Source organism: Streptomyces sp. SudanB25_2051 (genome assembly GCF_964272635.1).
GTDB lineage: Bacteria > Actinomycetota > Actinomycetes > Streptomycetales > Streptomycetaceae > Streptomyces.
The window spans coordinates 3,069,976-3,083,289 of sequence record NZ_OZ186787.1; the positions used below are offsets into that span (position 1 = coordinate 3,069,976).

A 13,314-nucleotide genomic window follows, 5' to 3' on the forward strand; every position below is an offset into this window, starting at 1 on the left:
TCGGTGCGGGGTTCAGATGCCCGGCCGGACCGGCGGAGGGCCGGGAAGGGGGCGGGGCGGCGGGCATGGAGCCCCCCTCGGCAGCACGGCTACGGGTCAGCCCCGGCTGGTATCAGTATCAAATGATGTGACAGTATCAGCCCATGATGACGTCAGTCGACACTGATCTGATCCGGGTGCTGGCCGACCCGCTCAGGCTCCGGATCGTGACCCTGCTCGCCCGCGAGACGCTGTGCACCACGCACCTCGTCGAGGAGACCGGAGCCCGGCAGACCAACCTCTCCAACCACCTCCGCGTCCTGCGCGAGGCTGGCGTCGTCGAGACGGAGCCGTGCGGGCGCTTCACCTACTACAAGCTGCGCCCCGACGTCATCGCCCGGCTCGCCGGGCAGTTCGCCGACCTCGCCGAACAGGCCCGCACCGCCGCCGGCAACAAGAGGGCCTGCCCGTGACCCGCACCGAAGCGCCCGCGACGCCACAGGACGAGTCCGTCGTCGCCAGGCTCTCCACGCTCGACCGCTACCTCGCCGTGTGGATCCTCATCGCCATGGCGGCCGGCCTCGGACTCGGGCGGGCGATCCCCGGTCTGAACGACGCGCTGGCGAAGGTGGAGGTCGGCGGGATCTCCCTGCCGATCGCGCTGGGCCTGCTGGTCATGATGTATCCCGTCCTGGCCAAGGTCCGCTACGACAGGCTCGACGCCGTCACCGGTGACCGCCGGCTGATGGTCTCCTCACTGGTCGTCAACTGGGTCCTCGGCCCCGCGGTGATGTTCGCGCTGGCGTGGATCTTCCTGCCGGACCTGCCGGAGTACCGCACCGGCCTGATCGTCGTCGGCCTGGCCCGCTGCATCGCGATGGTGGTCATCTGGAACGACCTCGCCTGCGGCGACCGCGAGGCCGCCGCCGTCCTCGTCGCGCTGAACTCGGTCTTCCAGGTCCTGGCGTTCGGCCTGCTCGGCTGGTTCTACCTCGACCTGCTGCCCGGCCGGCTGGGCCTCGGCGCCGGCGAGCGCCTGGACATCTCCATGGGGGAGATCGCGGGGAACGTCGTCGTCTTCCTGGGCGTCCCCCTGCTGGCCGGCTTCCTGACCCGCCGGACCGGCGAGCGGAGGATGGGCCGCGAGCGCTACGAGAGGGACTTCCTGCCGAAGATCGGCCCGTGGGCGCTGTACGGGCTGCTGTTCACGATCGTCGTCCTCTTCGCCCTGCAGGGAAGGACGATCACCTCCCAGCCGCTGGACGTGGCCCGCATCGCCCTGCCGCTCCTCGTCTACTTCGCGGTGATGTGGTTCGGCTCCTTCGCGCTCGGCAAGGCGATCGGCCTCCCCTACGACCGCACCGCGACGCTCGCGTTCACGGCGGCCGGCAACAACTTCGAGCTGGCCATCGCGGTCGCCATCGCCACCTTCGGCGTCACCTCCGGCCAGGCCCTGTCCGGCGTGGTCGGCCCGCTGATCGAGGTCCCCGTCCTCGTCGCGCTGGTGTACGTGTCCCTCGCCCTGCGGCGCGGCTTCACCGCCGCACGGGCGGGTTCATGACGCGGCACACCGATGTGGTGGTGGTCGGCGGCGGCCAGGCGGGGCTCGCCGCCGGCTACCACCTGCGCCGCCGGGGCGTGGACTTCACCGTGCTGGACGCCGGGGCGGCGCCGGGCGGGTCCTGGCAGCACATGTGGGACTCGCTGCGCCTGTTCTCCCCGGCCGGCCACTCCTCCCTGCCCGGCCGGCTCATGCCGTCCCGGCCCGGCGAGACCTACCCGGACGCCGGGCACGTGGTGGACTACCTCGCCGACTACGAGAAGCGGTACGCCCTGCCCGTCCAGCACGGCACCCGTGTGGAGGCTGTACACCGCGACGGCGACCGGCTCCTGGTGGAGGCGGACTCCGGCACCTGGCGCGCCCGGGCCGTCATCAGCGCGACCGGCACCTGGTCGCGGCCGTTCGTCCCGGCCGTCCCCGGCCGCGGACTGTTCACCGGACGGCAGCTGCACACCGTGCGCTACCGCCGGCCGGACGACTTCTCCGGGCAGCGCGTCATCGTGGTCGGCGGCGGGAACACCGGCGCGCAGATCGCCGCCGACCTCGCCCTGGCCGGTGGCGTCGCGGTGACGTGGGCGACGCGCCGGACGCCCCGCTTCCTGCCCGACGACATCGACGGCCGCGCGCTGTTCGACGTCGCCACCGCCCGCCGCCGCGCCCTCGACGAAGGCCGCGGCGACACCGGCGGGGTCGCCTCGCTCGGTGACATCGTCGCCGTGCCGCCCGTGCGCGCCGCCCGCGACGCCGGCCTCCTGACGGCGAGGCCGATGTTCACCGAGCTCACCGCCGACGGCGTCCGGTGGGCCGACGGCAGCCGCGGCGGCGCGGACGCGATCGTCTGGTGCACCGGTTTCCGTCCGGCGCTCGGCCATCTCGCCCCGCTCGGCCTGCGCGGCGCGCGCGGGCACGTCCCCACCCGCGGCACCCGCGCCCTGGGCGAACCGCGCCTGCACCTGCTGGGCTACGGCGACTGGACCGGCCCGGCGTCCGCCACCCTCATCGGCGTCGGCCGCCCGGCCCGCGACGCCGCCCACGCGATCGCGCGGCTCCTGTGACGGTGGGGTGATCCTGCGACCGCCGGGCTCCCGTGACGGCCGGGCGAACGCGGGACCGCGGGGCAGGCTCATCGGCATGTGCCGATGTCGGCATGTGCCGATGTCGGCAGGTGCCGAAGCGGCGTGAGGGGTCCGGTCACCGGCGCGGGAGGCCGGCGGCGAGGTGCCGGGCGATGCGCTCCGCGTCCCGGCCGACCCCGCGCAGCGAGTTCGACGCGAGGCCGCGCTGCCACTCCAGCCCCACGAATGCCAGCCCCGGCACCGCGACGGCGACCCCCTCGCGGTGCCGGGGGTTCCCGTCACCGTCCAGGGCGCCGCGGAGAGGGGCGAGGTAGGGCAGGTCGGGACGGTAGCCGGTGGCGAGCAGGATCACGTCGACGTCCTCCCGCTCCCCGTCCGGCCAGGCGATCCCGGCCCCGTCGGCGTCGGTGAACAGCGGCCGCCGGTCGGGGCGTCCGGCGGCCAGGGCCGCCCGGTACCGGCCGTCGTCGATGACCGGCTGCGCCGGCGGGCGCGTCAGGAGCCGGCCGAGGGGCGCGGCGTCCAGGCCGGTGCGGGCCAGCCAGACGTGCAGGTCGCGGCCGAGGACGCGCTGCACCGCGAACCTCACCGGCGCGCGGGTGGCGAGCGTGACGCGTGCGGTGGCGGCGAGTTCGACGGCGATCTGCACGGCGGAGTTGCCCGCCCCGACCACGACCACCCGGCGGTCGGCGAAGGGGGCCGGGCGCCGGTAGCCGGCGGCGTGCGACACCTGGCCGGTGAACCTCTCCAGGCCCGGCAGCGCCGGCCGGTGCGGGCGCCCGAAGGTCCCGGAGGCCGCCACGACGGCGCGCGCCGCGAGCCGGCCGCCGCCCTCCAGCTCCACCTCGAAGCCGCCGCCGCGGCGGGGGCGTCGGACCGCGCCGACGCGGCAGCCGGTGCGGATGTCGGCGCCCAGGTGGGCGGCGTAGGCGGTGAGGTAGGCGACGACCTCGTCGCGGCGCGGGTGGCGGTCCGGGTCCGAGCCGGGGAACGGCACCCCGGGCAGGGAGCTGTACCGGGCGGGCGAGAACAGCCTGAGGCTGTCGTAGTAGCGCGGCCACGACCCGGCCGTACGGCCGGACGCCTCCAGCACCACAGGCCGCAGTCCGCGGCGCAGCAGCGCGCGGGCGGCGGCGAGTCCGGACTGCCCTCCTCCGATCACCGCGACGTCGATGTGCTCCATCGACCGACCCCCTCGTTTCGATGGATGTCTATGTTGACGATCATCAATACAGGTGTCATGCTGGGCCGCGCAAGCCATCGACAGATGTCGAAGCACCGGAGGAGTCGCCGTGAACGCGCACGCCACCACCGAGTTGCCCGTCGTCGCGATCGGGGCCGGCCCCGTCGGCCTCGCCGCCGCGGCGCACCTCGTCGACCGGGGCGTCGAACCCCTGGTCCTGGAAGCCGGCCGGAGCGCCGGCACCGCGGTACGCGAGTGGTCGCACGTGCGTCTGTTCTCCCCCTGGAGCGAGGTCGTCGACCCGGTCGCCGAGAAGCTCCTCGCCCCCACCGGCTGGACCCGGCCCGACCCGGCCGCCTACCCCTCCGGCGGCGACTGGGCCGACCTCTACCTGCGGCCGCTGGCCGGGGTCCTGGGCGACCGCGTCCGCTTCGGCTCGACCGTCACCGGCGTCTCGCGCGCCGGCCGGGACCGGATCGTGGACGCCGACCGCGAGCGCCAGCCCTTCGTGGTGCACACCACCGGCACCGACGGCCGCGAGGAGCGGGTCCTCGCCCGCGCGGTCATCGACGCCTCCGGCACCTGGGCCACCCCCGGCCCGGCCGGCGGCAGCGGTCTCGCCGCGCTCGGCGAGAGGGCCGCCGCGGACCGGATCTCCTACCGGGTACCGGACCTGGGGGACCCCGCCGTCCGCGCCCGGTACGCGGGCCGGCGCACCGCCGTGATCGGCTCCGGCGCCTCCGCGTTCACCGCCCTGGCCTCCCTCGCCGACCTGGCGAAGTCCCAGGACGGGGCGGGGACGAAGGCGGTGTGGGTCCTGCGCCGGGGCATCTCGGGCGCCACCTTCGGCGGTGGCGGGGCCGACCAGCTCCCCGCGCGGGGCGCCCTGGGCCTGGCGGCGAAGGCCGCCGTCGACGACGGCCACGCGGACGCGGTCACCGGCTTTTGCACCGAGGCGGTCGAACGGGACGGCGCGGGACGCGTGGTCCTCGTCGGCGAGGACGGGCGCCGTCTGGACGCGGTGGACGAAGTCGTCGTGCTGACCGGTTTCCGCCCCGACCTGTCCTTCCTGGGCGAGCTCCGGCTGCGTCTGGACGAGCGCCTCCAGGCACCGGTCCGGCTGGCGCCGCTGATCGACCCCAACCAGCACTCCTGCGGCACGGTCTACCCGCACGGCCACCGCGAGCTCTCCCACCCGGAGGAGGGGGTGTACCTGGTGGGGATGAAGTCCTACGGCCGCGCGCCGACGTTCCTGGCGATGACCGGCTACGAGCAGGTCCGCTCGGTCGCCGCCGCGATCGCCGGCGACCTGGAGGCCGCCGACCGCGTGGAGCTCACCCTCCCCGAGACCGGGGTCTGCGGCGGCGCCGGCCTGTTCGACGCCCCCGACGCCCGGCAGGCCGACGGCGACGGATGCTGCGCGCCCGCGCCGCGGCTCGTCCAGCTGTCGGCGCCCGCCGCGGAGCGAGCCCCGTCCGCCCCGGCCGGAGCCGCCGCCGGGGCGGCGGCCGAGCAGGCCCCGGCGGGCGGGTGCTGCGGCTCCTGACCGACGTGGGCACCGCCTCGCGGGCCGCGACCGGAACGGGGGACCGGTCGCGGCCCGCGCCGTCCATGGCCGCGCCCGCCTGGGCCGGGGGTGCGCGTCTTGGGGGCGCCGGGCCGGGGTCCGGTCCGGGTCCGGTCCCGTGCGGCTCCGGGTCCGGGTCCGGTCCCGTGCGAGTCCCGGTCAGACCTGGTCCAGCTGGTTCGACGTATGTCAACATAGACGCATGTCGAACACCAAGGCGCTCCCGCTGCTCGAGACCGCCGACGACGGCGTGCGGCCGTGCTGCACGCCGCTGGCGGAACGGCCCATGAACGCGGAGGAGGCCGAGTACGCCGCGAAGATGTTCAAGGCCCTCGGTGATCCGGTCCGCCTGCGGCTGTTCTCCGCGGTCGCGTCGCACGAGGGGGGCGAGGCGTGCGTGTGCGACATCTCCGACGTGGGCGTCTCCCAGCCGACCGTCTCGCACCACCTGAAGAAGCTCAAGGAGGCGGGGCTGCTGACCTCCGAGCGGCGCGGGACCTGGGTGTACTACCGGGTCGAACCGTCCGTACTGGCCGCGATGGGACGGCTGCTCGCCCCGGGCGCGGCCGCCGCGCGCTGACCGGCACCAGCACCACGGGGAGCGGGGACATGGACAGCACCGGTGACCGGGCGGGCGTACGGGTCGTGCCGATGGGCGAGGAGCACGCCGGGCCCGTCCTGGCGATCTACCAGGCCGGCATCGACGAGGGCGACGCCACCTTCGAGACGGCCGCGCCGACGTGGGAGGCGTTCGACGCCGCGAAGCTGCGGGAGCACCGCTTCGCCGCGCTGGACGCGGACGGTTCGGTGCTCGGCTGGGTCGCCGCGACCCGCGTCTCCGACCGGTGCGCGTACGCCGGGGTGGTCGAGCACTCCGTCTACGTGCACCCCGGCGCGCGGGGCCGGGGTGCCGCCTCCGCCCTGCTCGCGGCGCTGATCGACTCCACCGAGGCGGCCGGCGTCTGGACGGTCCAGGCGGGGATCTTCCCCGAGAACGCCGCCAGCCTCGCCGTGCACCGCCGCGCGGGCTTCCGGGTCATCGGCGTACGGGAACGCATCGGCCGCCACCACGGGGTGTGGCGCGACGTCGTCCTCGTCGAGCGCCGCAGCCCCGCCATCCGCTGAGCCGAGGCTTCCCCGCCCCGCCATCCGCTGAGCCGGTGCTTCCCCGCGCGCCAAACCCCAGCCTCACCCCCGCAGGGCCCCGCGCCGGTCGTGGAGGGCCAGCAGGAGCGTGAGGGCCATCGTCACGCCCAGGAGCATGGCGCCGTCGCGGGTGGCCGCCGCCGCCAGCGGGAGTTCGGGCACCGGCCGCCGCAGGCCGGTCAGGGTGAGGAGGTCGTAGACCCCGTACGCGAAGAGCATCCCCGACGACACCCAGGTCACGGCCATCGGCGGCGCGAACCGGCGTGCCCCGCGCCCCGCCGCCACGACCAGCACCGCCCACGCCCCGGCCAGCGCCCACACCGCCGTGCTCGCCGTCAGCAGGTGCCACCACAGGTCGCGCCGGTCCGGCGCGCCCGCGTCCAGGCCGGCGACGCCGCCCGCCGCCCAGTACCCCTTGACGCAGCCGAGCAGCACGCACCCCGCCGCGACCGCCCCGGCGAGCGCCACCCGCAGCCGCCGTGTGCCGCCCGGCGGTTCCGGCAGGGCGAGCGGGCCGCGCAGGGCGTGCGGCCACCGGGCCCTGGCGTATCCGACGAGGGCCAGCGGCAGGCCCGCGCCGACGCCCGCCAGCGAGACCATCACCAGGATCTGCTCGTACGCCCACAGGTCCGGGGAGCCGGCCGCCCGGTCGCGGCGCATGGCGGCGGGGCCGAGCACCGGCGCGAGCACAGCATCGGCACGAGCAGCCCGGTACCGGCCCACACGGGCACGGCCACCAGCCAGGCGGGCAGCCGCTCCCCCCAGGGCCGGGTGAACGCCAGCGCCAGCACGACGGCTACGGCGGCGAGCAGCGCGGTCACGGCGTTGACGGCCCGCCAGTCGGCGCCGGCCATCTCCTCGGTGGGGACGAGCAGGCCGAACGACCAGACGACCTTGATGAGGAGGTACGGCGTCACCGCTACCGCGGCTCCGAACCCGCCGACCCGGCGCAGCCGCGCCCATCGGCCGTCGCCGCGGCGGCGGGTGCCGGTGCGTCGTCGGGGGGATGCCAGGGGTGCGGGGGCGGGGGGCCGGCCCGGCTTCATGTGATCGTCCTCGCCTCGGGTGGGGTGCGCCACCGACGCTCCCAGGCGGCCGGGCCCGGCGCATCGCCCGCCGGGCCGGACACCGCTCCCCCGCACGGCCGAGGGCCGCCTCCGCCCGGGGGAGGAAACGGCCCTCCGCGCGGTCGCGGACGTGGGGGCGGCAACCTGTCCGGAGGCGGTGGCGACTGAGGGGTGCAAGCCCCGTCGAACGGGGTCGTCTGGAAACCCAAGGACTCATCTGTGGCATCCCCCACCCACCGCCGGTCCCGTGCCCGGCGGCGTACGGCGCTGTTCTCCGCCGCGGCCGTCGTGGCCGCCGGGCTGGCCGCCGTGCCGTTCGTGACCAGTGCCAGTGCCGCCGCCGACCTGGCGCGGCAGACGCTGCCCGCCCGCGACGGCTGGGCGGCGGCCGGTTCCGGTACGACCGGCGGCGCCGCGGCCGACGCGGCGCGCGATTTCACGGTCACCAACCGCGCCGAGCTGGCGAAGGCGCTCTCCGCTCCCGGTACGGCGCCGCGCATCATCCGCGTCAAGGGCCTGATCGACGCGAACGGCGGCAGCACCTGCGCCGACTACGCCGCCGGGACCGGCTACTCGCTCTCCGCGTACCTGAAGGCGTACGACCCCGCCGTGTGGGGCCGCTCCAAGAAGCCGTCCGGAACCCAGGAGGACGCCCGGAAGGCCGCGGCCGCCAGGCAGGCGAAGAACATCGTCTTCCGCGTCCCGTCGCACACCACCCTCGTCGGCGTGCCCGGCACGGGCGCCGGCATCAAGGGCGGCAGCGTCGCCGTGCAGAACGCCGACAACGTCATCATCCGCAACCTCGCCTTCAGCGCCACCGAGGACTGCTTCCCCCAGTGGGACCCGACGGACGGCTCGAAGGGCGAGTGGAACTCGGCATACGACTCCGTCACCCTGCGCGGTGCGACGCATGTGTGGGCGGACCACAACACGTTCACCGACACCCCGCTCCACGACAGCGCCCTCCCGGCGTACTTCGGGCGGAAGTACCAGGTCCACGACGGCGCCCTCGACATCACCAACGGCTCCGACCTGGTGACCGTCGAACGCAATGTGTTCCACAGCCACGACAAGACGATGCTCATCGGCAGCAGCGACACCGACAGCGTCGGCAAGCTGCGCGTCACCCTCCACCACAACGTGTTCCGCGGCATCACCCAGCGCGCCCCGCTGGCCCGCATCGGGCAGATCCACCTGTACAACAACCACTACGACACGGCGAAGGTGAACGGCTACGCGCACAGCTACAGCGTCAACGCCCGCGCCGGGGCGCAGATCGTCGCCGAGTACAACGCCTGGACGCTGTCCTCGGACCGGAAGGTGTCGCAGCTGCTCAGCGGTGACGGGACGGGCGCCGTCGCCGGGCGCGGCAACACCGTCGACGGCGCGGTGACCGACGTCGTCGCCGCGTACAACGCGTCCGCGTCGAAGAAGCTGAAGACGACCGTGAACTGGACGCCCGCCCTGACGGCCGGCCTCCAGACCTCCGCCGCCGCCCTGCCCGCGGAGCTCGACCGCACGGCGGGCGCCGGGGTCCTCACCCAGCAGGGCACGACCGCCCGGCGCTGACACGGGACGGGGCGTCCGGGGGCGGGCCTCACCGCCCGCTCCCGGCCGTTCCCGTCACACGGGGCGGTTCAGGGCAGGTACTTGTAGCCGACGCGGCGGACGGTGACGATGCGGTTCCGGTGGGCGGTGCCCAACTTGCGCCGCAGCCGCGCCACATGGACATCGACCGTGCGGCCGTCGCCGATGTGGTCGTACCCCCAGATCCGCGCCATGAGCGCCTCGCGTGTGTGGACCGTCCTGGGGTGGGCGACCAGATGCGCGAGAAGGCTGAACTCCAGGTACGTCAGGTCCAGTTCGCGGCCGTCGACATGCGCCGTGTGGCGGTCGGGGTCGACCCGGACCGCGTCGTCGCGCGGGACGCCGCCCTGGAGGGAGCCGCCGCGCGGGACACCGCCCCTGAGGGCGCCGTCGTGGAGGGCGCCGTCGTGGAGGGCGCCGTCGTGGAGGGCGCCGTTCCGCGGCGTGCCGCCTTCGGCCGGCGGGCGCTCCGGGGCGGGGAGCGTGCGGGGGACCAGCGGATGGATCTCGGGGCGCACCCCGTGGGCCGTCAGCAGCTCGACCGGGTCCACGCCGTCGGGCAGGAACACCAGGTAGCCGATGTGCGGCCGCTCGGGCTGGTCGGCCACCAGGCGCAGGCGGGGGCCGGGTACGGCGGGACGGAGGGGGGCCCGGCGGGTCCTGGCCTCGGTCCGGTCGGGGGTGGGGAACGCTGTCGTCATGGCGGAGCCCTTCGGTCGGGCGGCGTGAGCTGGGTGGTCGGTGCGCGGCGCCGTCACCCCGCGCCGCCGGTACGGCGGGCGGCACGCGGCGGCGGTGCGCGGTGCGGTGGCGGTACGCGCTGTGCGGCGGTACGCGGTGCGGTGGCGGGGTTGCGGTCCGGTGCGGGGGCCCTGTCCGGAGCCGCCGCGGGCCTCGGCGGCGTACGCGGTCCCGGGGACGTACGCGGCCTCGGAGCCGTACGTCGCGGTGTGCGGGCGTACGCGCCTACGGCGTCAGGGGAGCGGGGCGGCCGCGGGGGCGCGGTCCTGCCGGGCGGGCGGCCGGGCCGCCGCCAAGGGGCTTACGCGCAGCGGCAGATGGCGCTGGCGACGCGACGGAGGTCGACATGCCTGCGGCGTACGAGCGGCTGCTGCGTCGGGGACGACATGGCGACCATCCTGCGCCCGGCCCGCGCCACCCGTCAAGCTTCCCTACCGATGAGGTGGGGAATGCGTGCCGCGCGGCCCGCGCGCCGTACGGGATAATGAGCCCATGCGGATCTCGGCCAGGGCGGACTACGCGGTACGGGCGGCGCTGATGCTCGCCGCCGCCGGGCAGGACGGCCCGCCGTTGAAGGCCGAGGCCATCGCGGAGGCGCAGGACATTCCGCACAAGTTCCTCGAAGGCATCCTGAACGACATGCGGCGCGGCGGACTCGTCGCCAGCCAGCGCGGGGTGCACGGCGGTTACCGGCTGGCGCGCGCCGCGCGGGACATCAGCGTCGCGGACGTGGTGCGCGCGGTGGACGGCCCGCTGGTCTCGGTGCGCGGCGTACGGCCGCCCGAACTCGCCTACAGCGGCCCGGCGGAGTCGCTGCTCCCCCTGTGGATCGCCCTGCGCGCGAACGTGCGGAGCGTCCTCGAAGGCGTCACGCTCGCCGACGTGGCGTCGGGCCGGCTGCCCGAGGCGATCGGCGCGCTGACCGATGACCCGGCCGCCTGGACCAATCCCTGAGACGTCGGCCGAGCGCCGCTGACCTGCTGTTTCTCGTATAGCGGGACGAAAACGTCCACGCCTCGGAATGCTGCTTGCCGTGGCGGCCACGGCGCCCCCACTATCCCTACCAACCCGATGGGAAAACCAGGGATTCGTGAGGTGTGGCCGTGAAGACGTTGATCCTGCTGGCACTTGCCGGGCTCGGTGCCCAACTCGTGGACGGGAGCCTGGGCATGGCCTACGGCGTCACCTCCACCACCCTGCTGCTGGCGTTCGGGACGAACCCGGCGGCCGCCTCCGCGACCGTCCATCTCGCCGAGATCGGCACGACGCTGGCGTCCGGCGTGGCGCACTGGCGGTTCGGGAACGTGGACTGGCGCGTCGTCGGCAGGATCGGCATCCCGGGGGCGGTGGGCGCCTTCGCGGGGGCGACGGTCCTCTCCAGCCTCTCCACGGACGTCGCCAAGCCGGTGATGGCGCTGATCCTGCTGGGCCTCGGCCTGTACGTGCTGGGCCGGTTCACCTTCCTGGGCCTGCCCGCCGGGAACCTCGGCAAGCCGCTGCGCCGGCGGTTCCTCTCCCCGCTCGGCGTCGTCGCGGGCTTCCTGGACGCCACCGGGGGCGGCGGCTGGGGACCGGTGGGCACCCCCGCGATCCTGGCCAGCGGACGGCTCGAGCCGCGCAAGGTCATCGGATCGATCGACACCAGCGAGTTCCTGGTCGCGGTCGCGGCGAGCCTCGGCTTCCTGCTGGGCCTCGGATCCGAGGGCGTCGACTACACCTGGGCCGGCGCGCTGCTGGTCGGCGGTCTGATCGCGGCGCCGATCGCCGCCTGGCTCGTCCGGCACGTGCCGCCGCGCATCCTCGGCTCGGCCGTCGGCGGTCTCATCGTCCTGACCAACATCCGGACACTGCTGCGCAGCGACTGGGTCGGCGCGGGCGACACCGCCCAGTGGGCCGTCTACGGGGTCGTCTACGCGGCGTGGGCGGGCGCGCTGGCCTACGCCTTCCGCGAGCACCGGCGCACCCTCGCGGCGGCGGACGGCGCGGCGACCGCCGAGGGCACGGCGGGGGCACGCACGGCCGACGCGGCACCGACCGCCGAGGGACCGGCCGGGGTGGGCACGGCCGGGGAGCGCACGCCCGACGCGGCGCCGACCGCCTGACCCGCGGATGACCACCATGCCGTGTCCCCGCATCGCCCCCGCCGACCCGGTGGCGCTCCTGCGCACCGCGCGCGACCTGGCGGACGACCTCGCCGCCGACGCCATCCCCCGCGACCGGGCCGGCCGGCCGCCCGCCGACGAGGCCGCCCGGCTGCGTGAGGCCGGGCTGCCGGGGGCCCTGCTGCCGCCCGGCCCGCGGTACGGCACCGACTGGCGTACCGGATGCGCCGTCGTGCGCGAGGTCGCCACCGCCGACAGCTCCGTCGGGGAGCTCCTCGCCCGGCACTACGCCCTCGCCTGGAGCGCCCGCCTCCACGGGCCGCCCGGCGCCGCCGACGGGCTCCTCTCGGAGTCGGCGCGGCACGACCTGCTGTGGGCCGGCGCGCTCCGGTACGCGGGCGGCCCCGGCGAGGGGGCGCGCCCGGACCTGACGCTCACACCGCTGGGCCGCGGCCGCCACGTCCTCGACGGGCGCAGGACCGTGCCGGCGGCCGTCGCGGTAGCCGACCGGTTCCTGGTGGACGCGGTGTGCGCGGTGACCGGCGACGTGGTGGTCGTGCGGGTGGCGCCCGGAGCGCGCGGGGTGGCGGTGGAGACGGCGGGCGACCGGCTGGGGCAGCGGGCCGCCGGGGCGGGCGCCGTCGTCTTCCACCGGGTGACCGTCCCGCACTCCGGGGTCGTGGCCCGCCTCCCTCCCGACGAGGAGTCGGCGCCGCCGCGCGCGGCGCTCGTACCGTCCGTGCTGCGGCTCGCGCTGTGCCACGTCGGCCTCGGCATCGTGGAGGGGGCGCTGGCCGAGGCGCGGGACGCCGGCCGGCGGGCGCGGCGCGCCGGTCTGCCGGGCGGGGACCCGGACCTGCTCCTCGCGTACGGGGAGCTGGCGTCGGCCGCGCACACGGCCGCCGCCGTCGTGGAGCGCGCCACGGACCGCATGGCGCGGGCCCTGGAGGAGCCGGACGCCTGGCAGGGCCCGCACGCCCCGGAGCGCCGGGAGACCCCGGAGTCCCCGCAGGCCGTGGAGTCCCCGCAGGCCGTGGAGGCCCTGGAGTCCCACCCGTACTCCGGCGGCCCGGACCACCTCGTCGCCACCGCCGAGACGGTCACCGCGCGGGCCGCCCTGCACATCACCGCCCGCGTCCTGGAACTCGCCGCCGACGCGCCGGGCCTCGACCGGTTCTGGCGCAACGCCCGCGTCCTGACCGCACACCGCTCCGACACCGACCGCCTGCGCTCCATCGGCGCCCACTACCTGAACAGCCCCCACCACGCCCTCCTGAACTGACCGCCCGGCACCCGACCCGGCCG

Annotated in this window: 15 protein-coding genes; 10 read left to right on the forward strand and 5 right to left on the reverse strand. The window is 75.9% G+C overall.

Translation table 11 applies throughout. The annotated features are described in order from the left end of the window. Positions 1 to 143 precede the first annotated feature (143 nt). From ACSUPT_RS13655 to ACSUPT_RS13665, 3 genes are read left to right on the forward strand one after another with little or no spacing between them, the layout of a single operon-like run. Entirely contained in the window at positions 144 to 452 is a 309-nt protein-coding gene (locus ACSUPT_RS13655; protein ID WP_399218741.1) for an ArsR/SmtB family transcription factor, read from the forward strand. Beyond that, positions 449 to 1,540: an ACR3 family arsenite efflux transporter gene (gene arsB / locus ACSUPT_RS13660; protein ID WP_436944464.1), complete on the forward strand. Its 1,092-nt coding sequence runs from the start codon at positions 449 to 451 to the stop codon at positions 1,538 to 1,540. Before ACSUPT_RS13655 ends, arsB begins: the two co-directional genes overlap by 4 nt. Then, entirely contained in the window at positions 1,537 to 2,595 is a 1,059-nt protein-coding gene (locus ACSUPT_RS13665; protein ID WP_436944465.1) for an ArsO family NAD(P)H-dependent flavin-containing monooxygenase, read from the forward strand. The genes arsB and ACSUPT_RS13665 overlap by 4 nt, the downstream gene beginning before the upstream one ends. 136 nt (positions 2,596 to 2,731) lie before the next feature. Here the strand turns inward: ACSUPT_RS13665 and ACSUPT_RS13670 are convergent, their stop codons facing one another. After that, the gene (locus ACSUPT_RS13670) at positions 2,732 to 3,799 is read right to left on the reverse strand and encodes a flavin-containing monooxygenase (RefSeq protein WP_436944466.1); all 1,068 of its coding nucleotides are present in this window, start codon (positions 3,797 to 3,799) and stop codon (positions 2,732 to 2,734) included. A 109-nt stretch (positions 3,800 to 3,908) separates the two neighbouring features. Here ACSUPT_RS13670 and ACSUPT_RS13675 point away from each other — a divergent pair, with 109 nt between their 5' ends. From ACSUPT_RS13675 to ACSUPT_RS13685, 3 genes are all read left to right on the forward strand, one after another. After that, positions 3,909 to 5,345 (forward strand): NAD(P)-binding protein, encoded by a 1,437-nt coding sequence (locus tag ACSUPT_RS13675; protein ID WP_436944467.1) that lies wholly within the window; start codon positions 3,909 to 3,911, stop codon positions 5,343 to 5,345. 223 nt (positions 5,346 to 5,568) lie between these two features. Continuing rightward, positions 5,569 to 5,946 (forward strand): ArsR/SmtB family transcription factor, encoded by a 378-nt coding sequence (locus ACSUPT_RS13680; protein WP_351966893.1) that lies wholly within the window; start codon positions 5,569 to 5,571, stop codon positions 5,944 to 5,946. 29 nt (positions 5,947 to 5,975) lie between these two features. Further along, the gene (locus ACSUPT_RS13685; protein WP_436944469.1) at positions 5,976 to 6,491 is read left to right on the forward strand and encodes an N-acetyltransferase family protein; all 516 of its coding nucleotides are present in this window, start codon (positions 5,976 to 5,978) and stop codon (positions 6,489 to 6,491) included. Between the two features lie 63 nt (positions 6,492 to 6,554). Here ACSUPT_RS13685 and ACSUPT_RS13690 read toward each other — a convergent pair whose 3' ends face one another. Continuing rightward, positions 6,555 to 7,202: a hypothetical protein gene (locus tag ACSUPT_RS13690; protein ID WP_436944470.1), complete on the reverse strand. Its 648-nt coding sequence runs from the start codon at positions 7,200 to 7,202 to the stop codon at positions 6,555 to 6,557. Then, positions 7,112 to 7,429 (reverse strand): hypothetical protein, encoded by a 318-nt coding sequence (locus ACSUPT_RS13695; RefSeq protein WP_436944471.1) that lies wholly within the window; start codon positions 7,427 to 7,429, stop codon positions 7,112 to 7,114. Before ACSUPT_RS13695 ends, ACSUPT_RS13690 begins: the two co-directional genes overlap by 91 nt. 369 nt (positions 7,430 to 7,798) lie before the next feature. On the opposite strand from ACSUPT_RS13695, the gene ACSUPT_RS13700 reads away from it, so the two are divergent. Then, positions 7,799 to 9,148, forward strand: coding sequence for a pectate lyase family protein (locus ACSUPT_RS13700; protein ID WP_351966890.1), 1,350 nt, complete (start codon positions 7,799 to 7,801; stop codon positions 9,146 to 9,148). A gap of 68 nt (positions 9,149 to 9,216) precedes the next feature. Here ACSUPT_RS13700 and ACSUPT_RS13705 read toward each other — a convergent pair whose 3' ends face one another. Together ACSUPT_RS13705 and ACSUPT_RS13710 are read right to left on the reverse strand one after the other, a co-directional pair. Then, complete coding sequence (locus tag ACSUPT_RS13705; RefSeq protein WP_436944472.1) at positions 9,217 to 9,867, reverse strand: winged helix-turn-helix domain-containing protein; 651 nt, start codon at positions 9,865 to 9,867, stop codon at positions 9,217 to 9,219. A gap of 341 nt (positions 9,868 to 10,208) precedes the next feature. Then, a complete protein-coding gene (locus tag ACSUPT_RS13710) occupies positions 10,209 to 10,304 on the reverse strand; it encodes a putative leader peptide (RefSeq protein WP_361654544.1) in 96 nt (31 codons plus the stop codon). Between the two features lie 95 nt (positions 10,305 to 10,399). On the opposite strand from ACSUPT_RS13710, the gene ACSUPT_RS13715 reads away from it, so the two are divergent. The 3 genes from ACSUPT_RS13715 to ACSUPT_RS13725 all read left to right on the forward strand — a co-directional run bounded on the left by ACSUPT_RS13715 (position 10,400) and on the right by ACSUPT_RS13725 (position 13,291). Then, complete coding sequence (locus ACSUPT_RS13715; protein ID WP_351966888.1) at positions 10,400 to 10,861, forward strand: RrF2 family transcriptional regulator; 462 nt, start codon at positions 10,400 to 10,402, stop codon at positions 10,859 to 10,861. A 149-nt stretch (positions 10,862 to 11,010) separates the two neighbouring features. Beyond that, positions 11,011 to 12,009, forward strand: a complete 999-nt coding sequence (locus tag ACSUPT_RS13720) for a sulfite exporter TauE/SafE family protein (protein ID WP_365725517.1) — start codon at positions 11,011 to 11,013, stop codon at positions 12,007 to 12,009. A gap of 16 nt (positions 12,010 to 12,025) precedes the next feature. After that, entirely contained in the window at positions 12,026 to 13,291 is a 1,266-nt protein-coding gene (locus tag ACSUPT_RS13725) for an acyl-CoA dehydrogenase (protein ID WP_436944474.1), read from the forward strand. Positions 13,292 to 13,314: the final 23 nt, after the last annotated feature.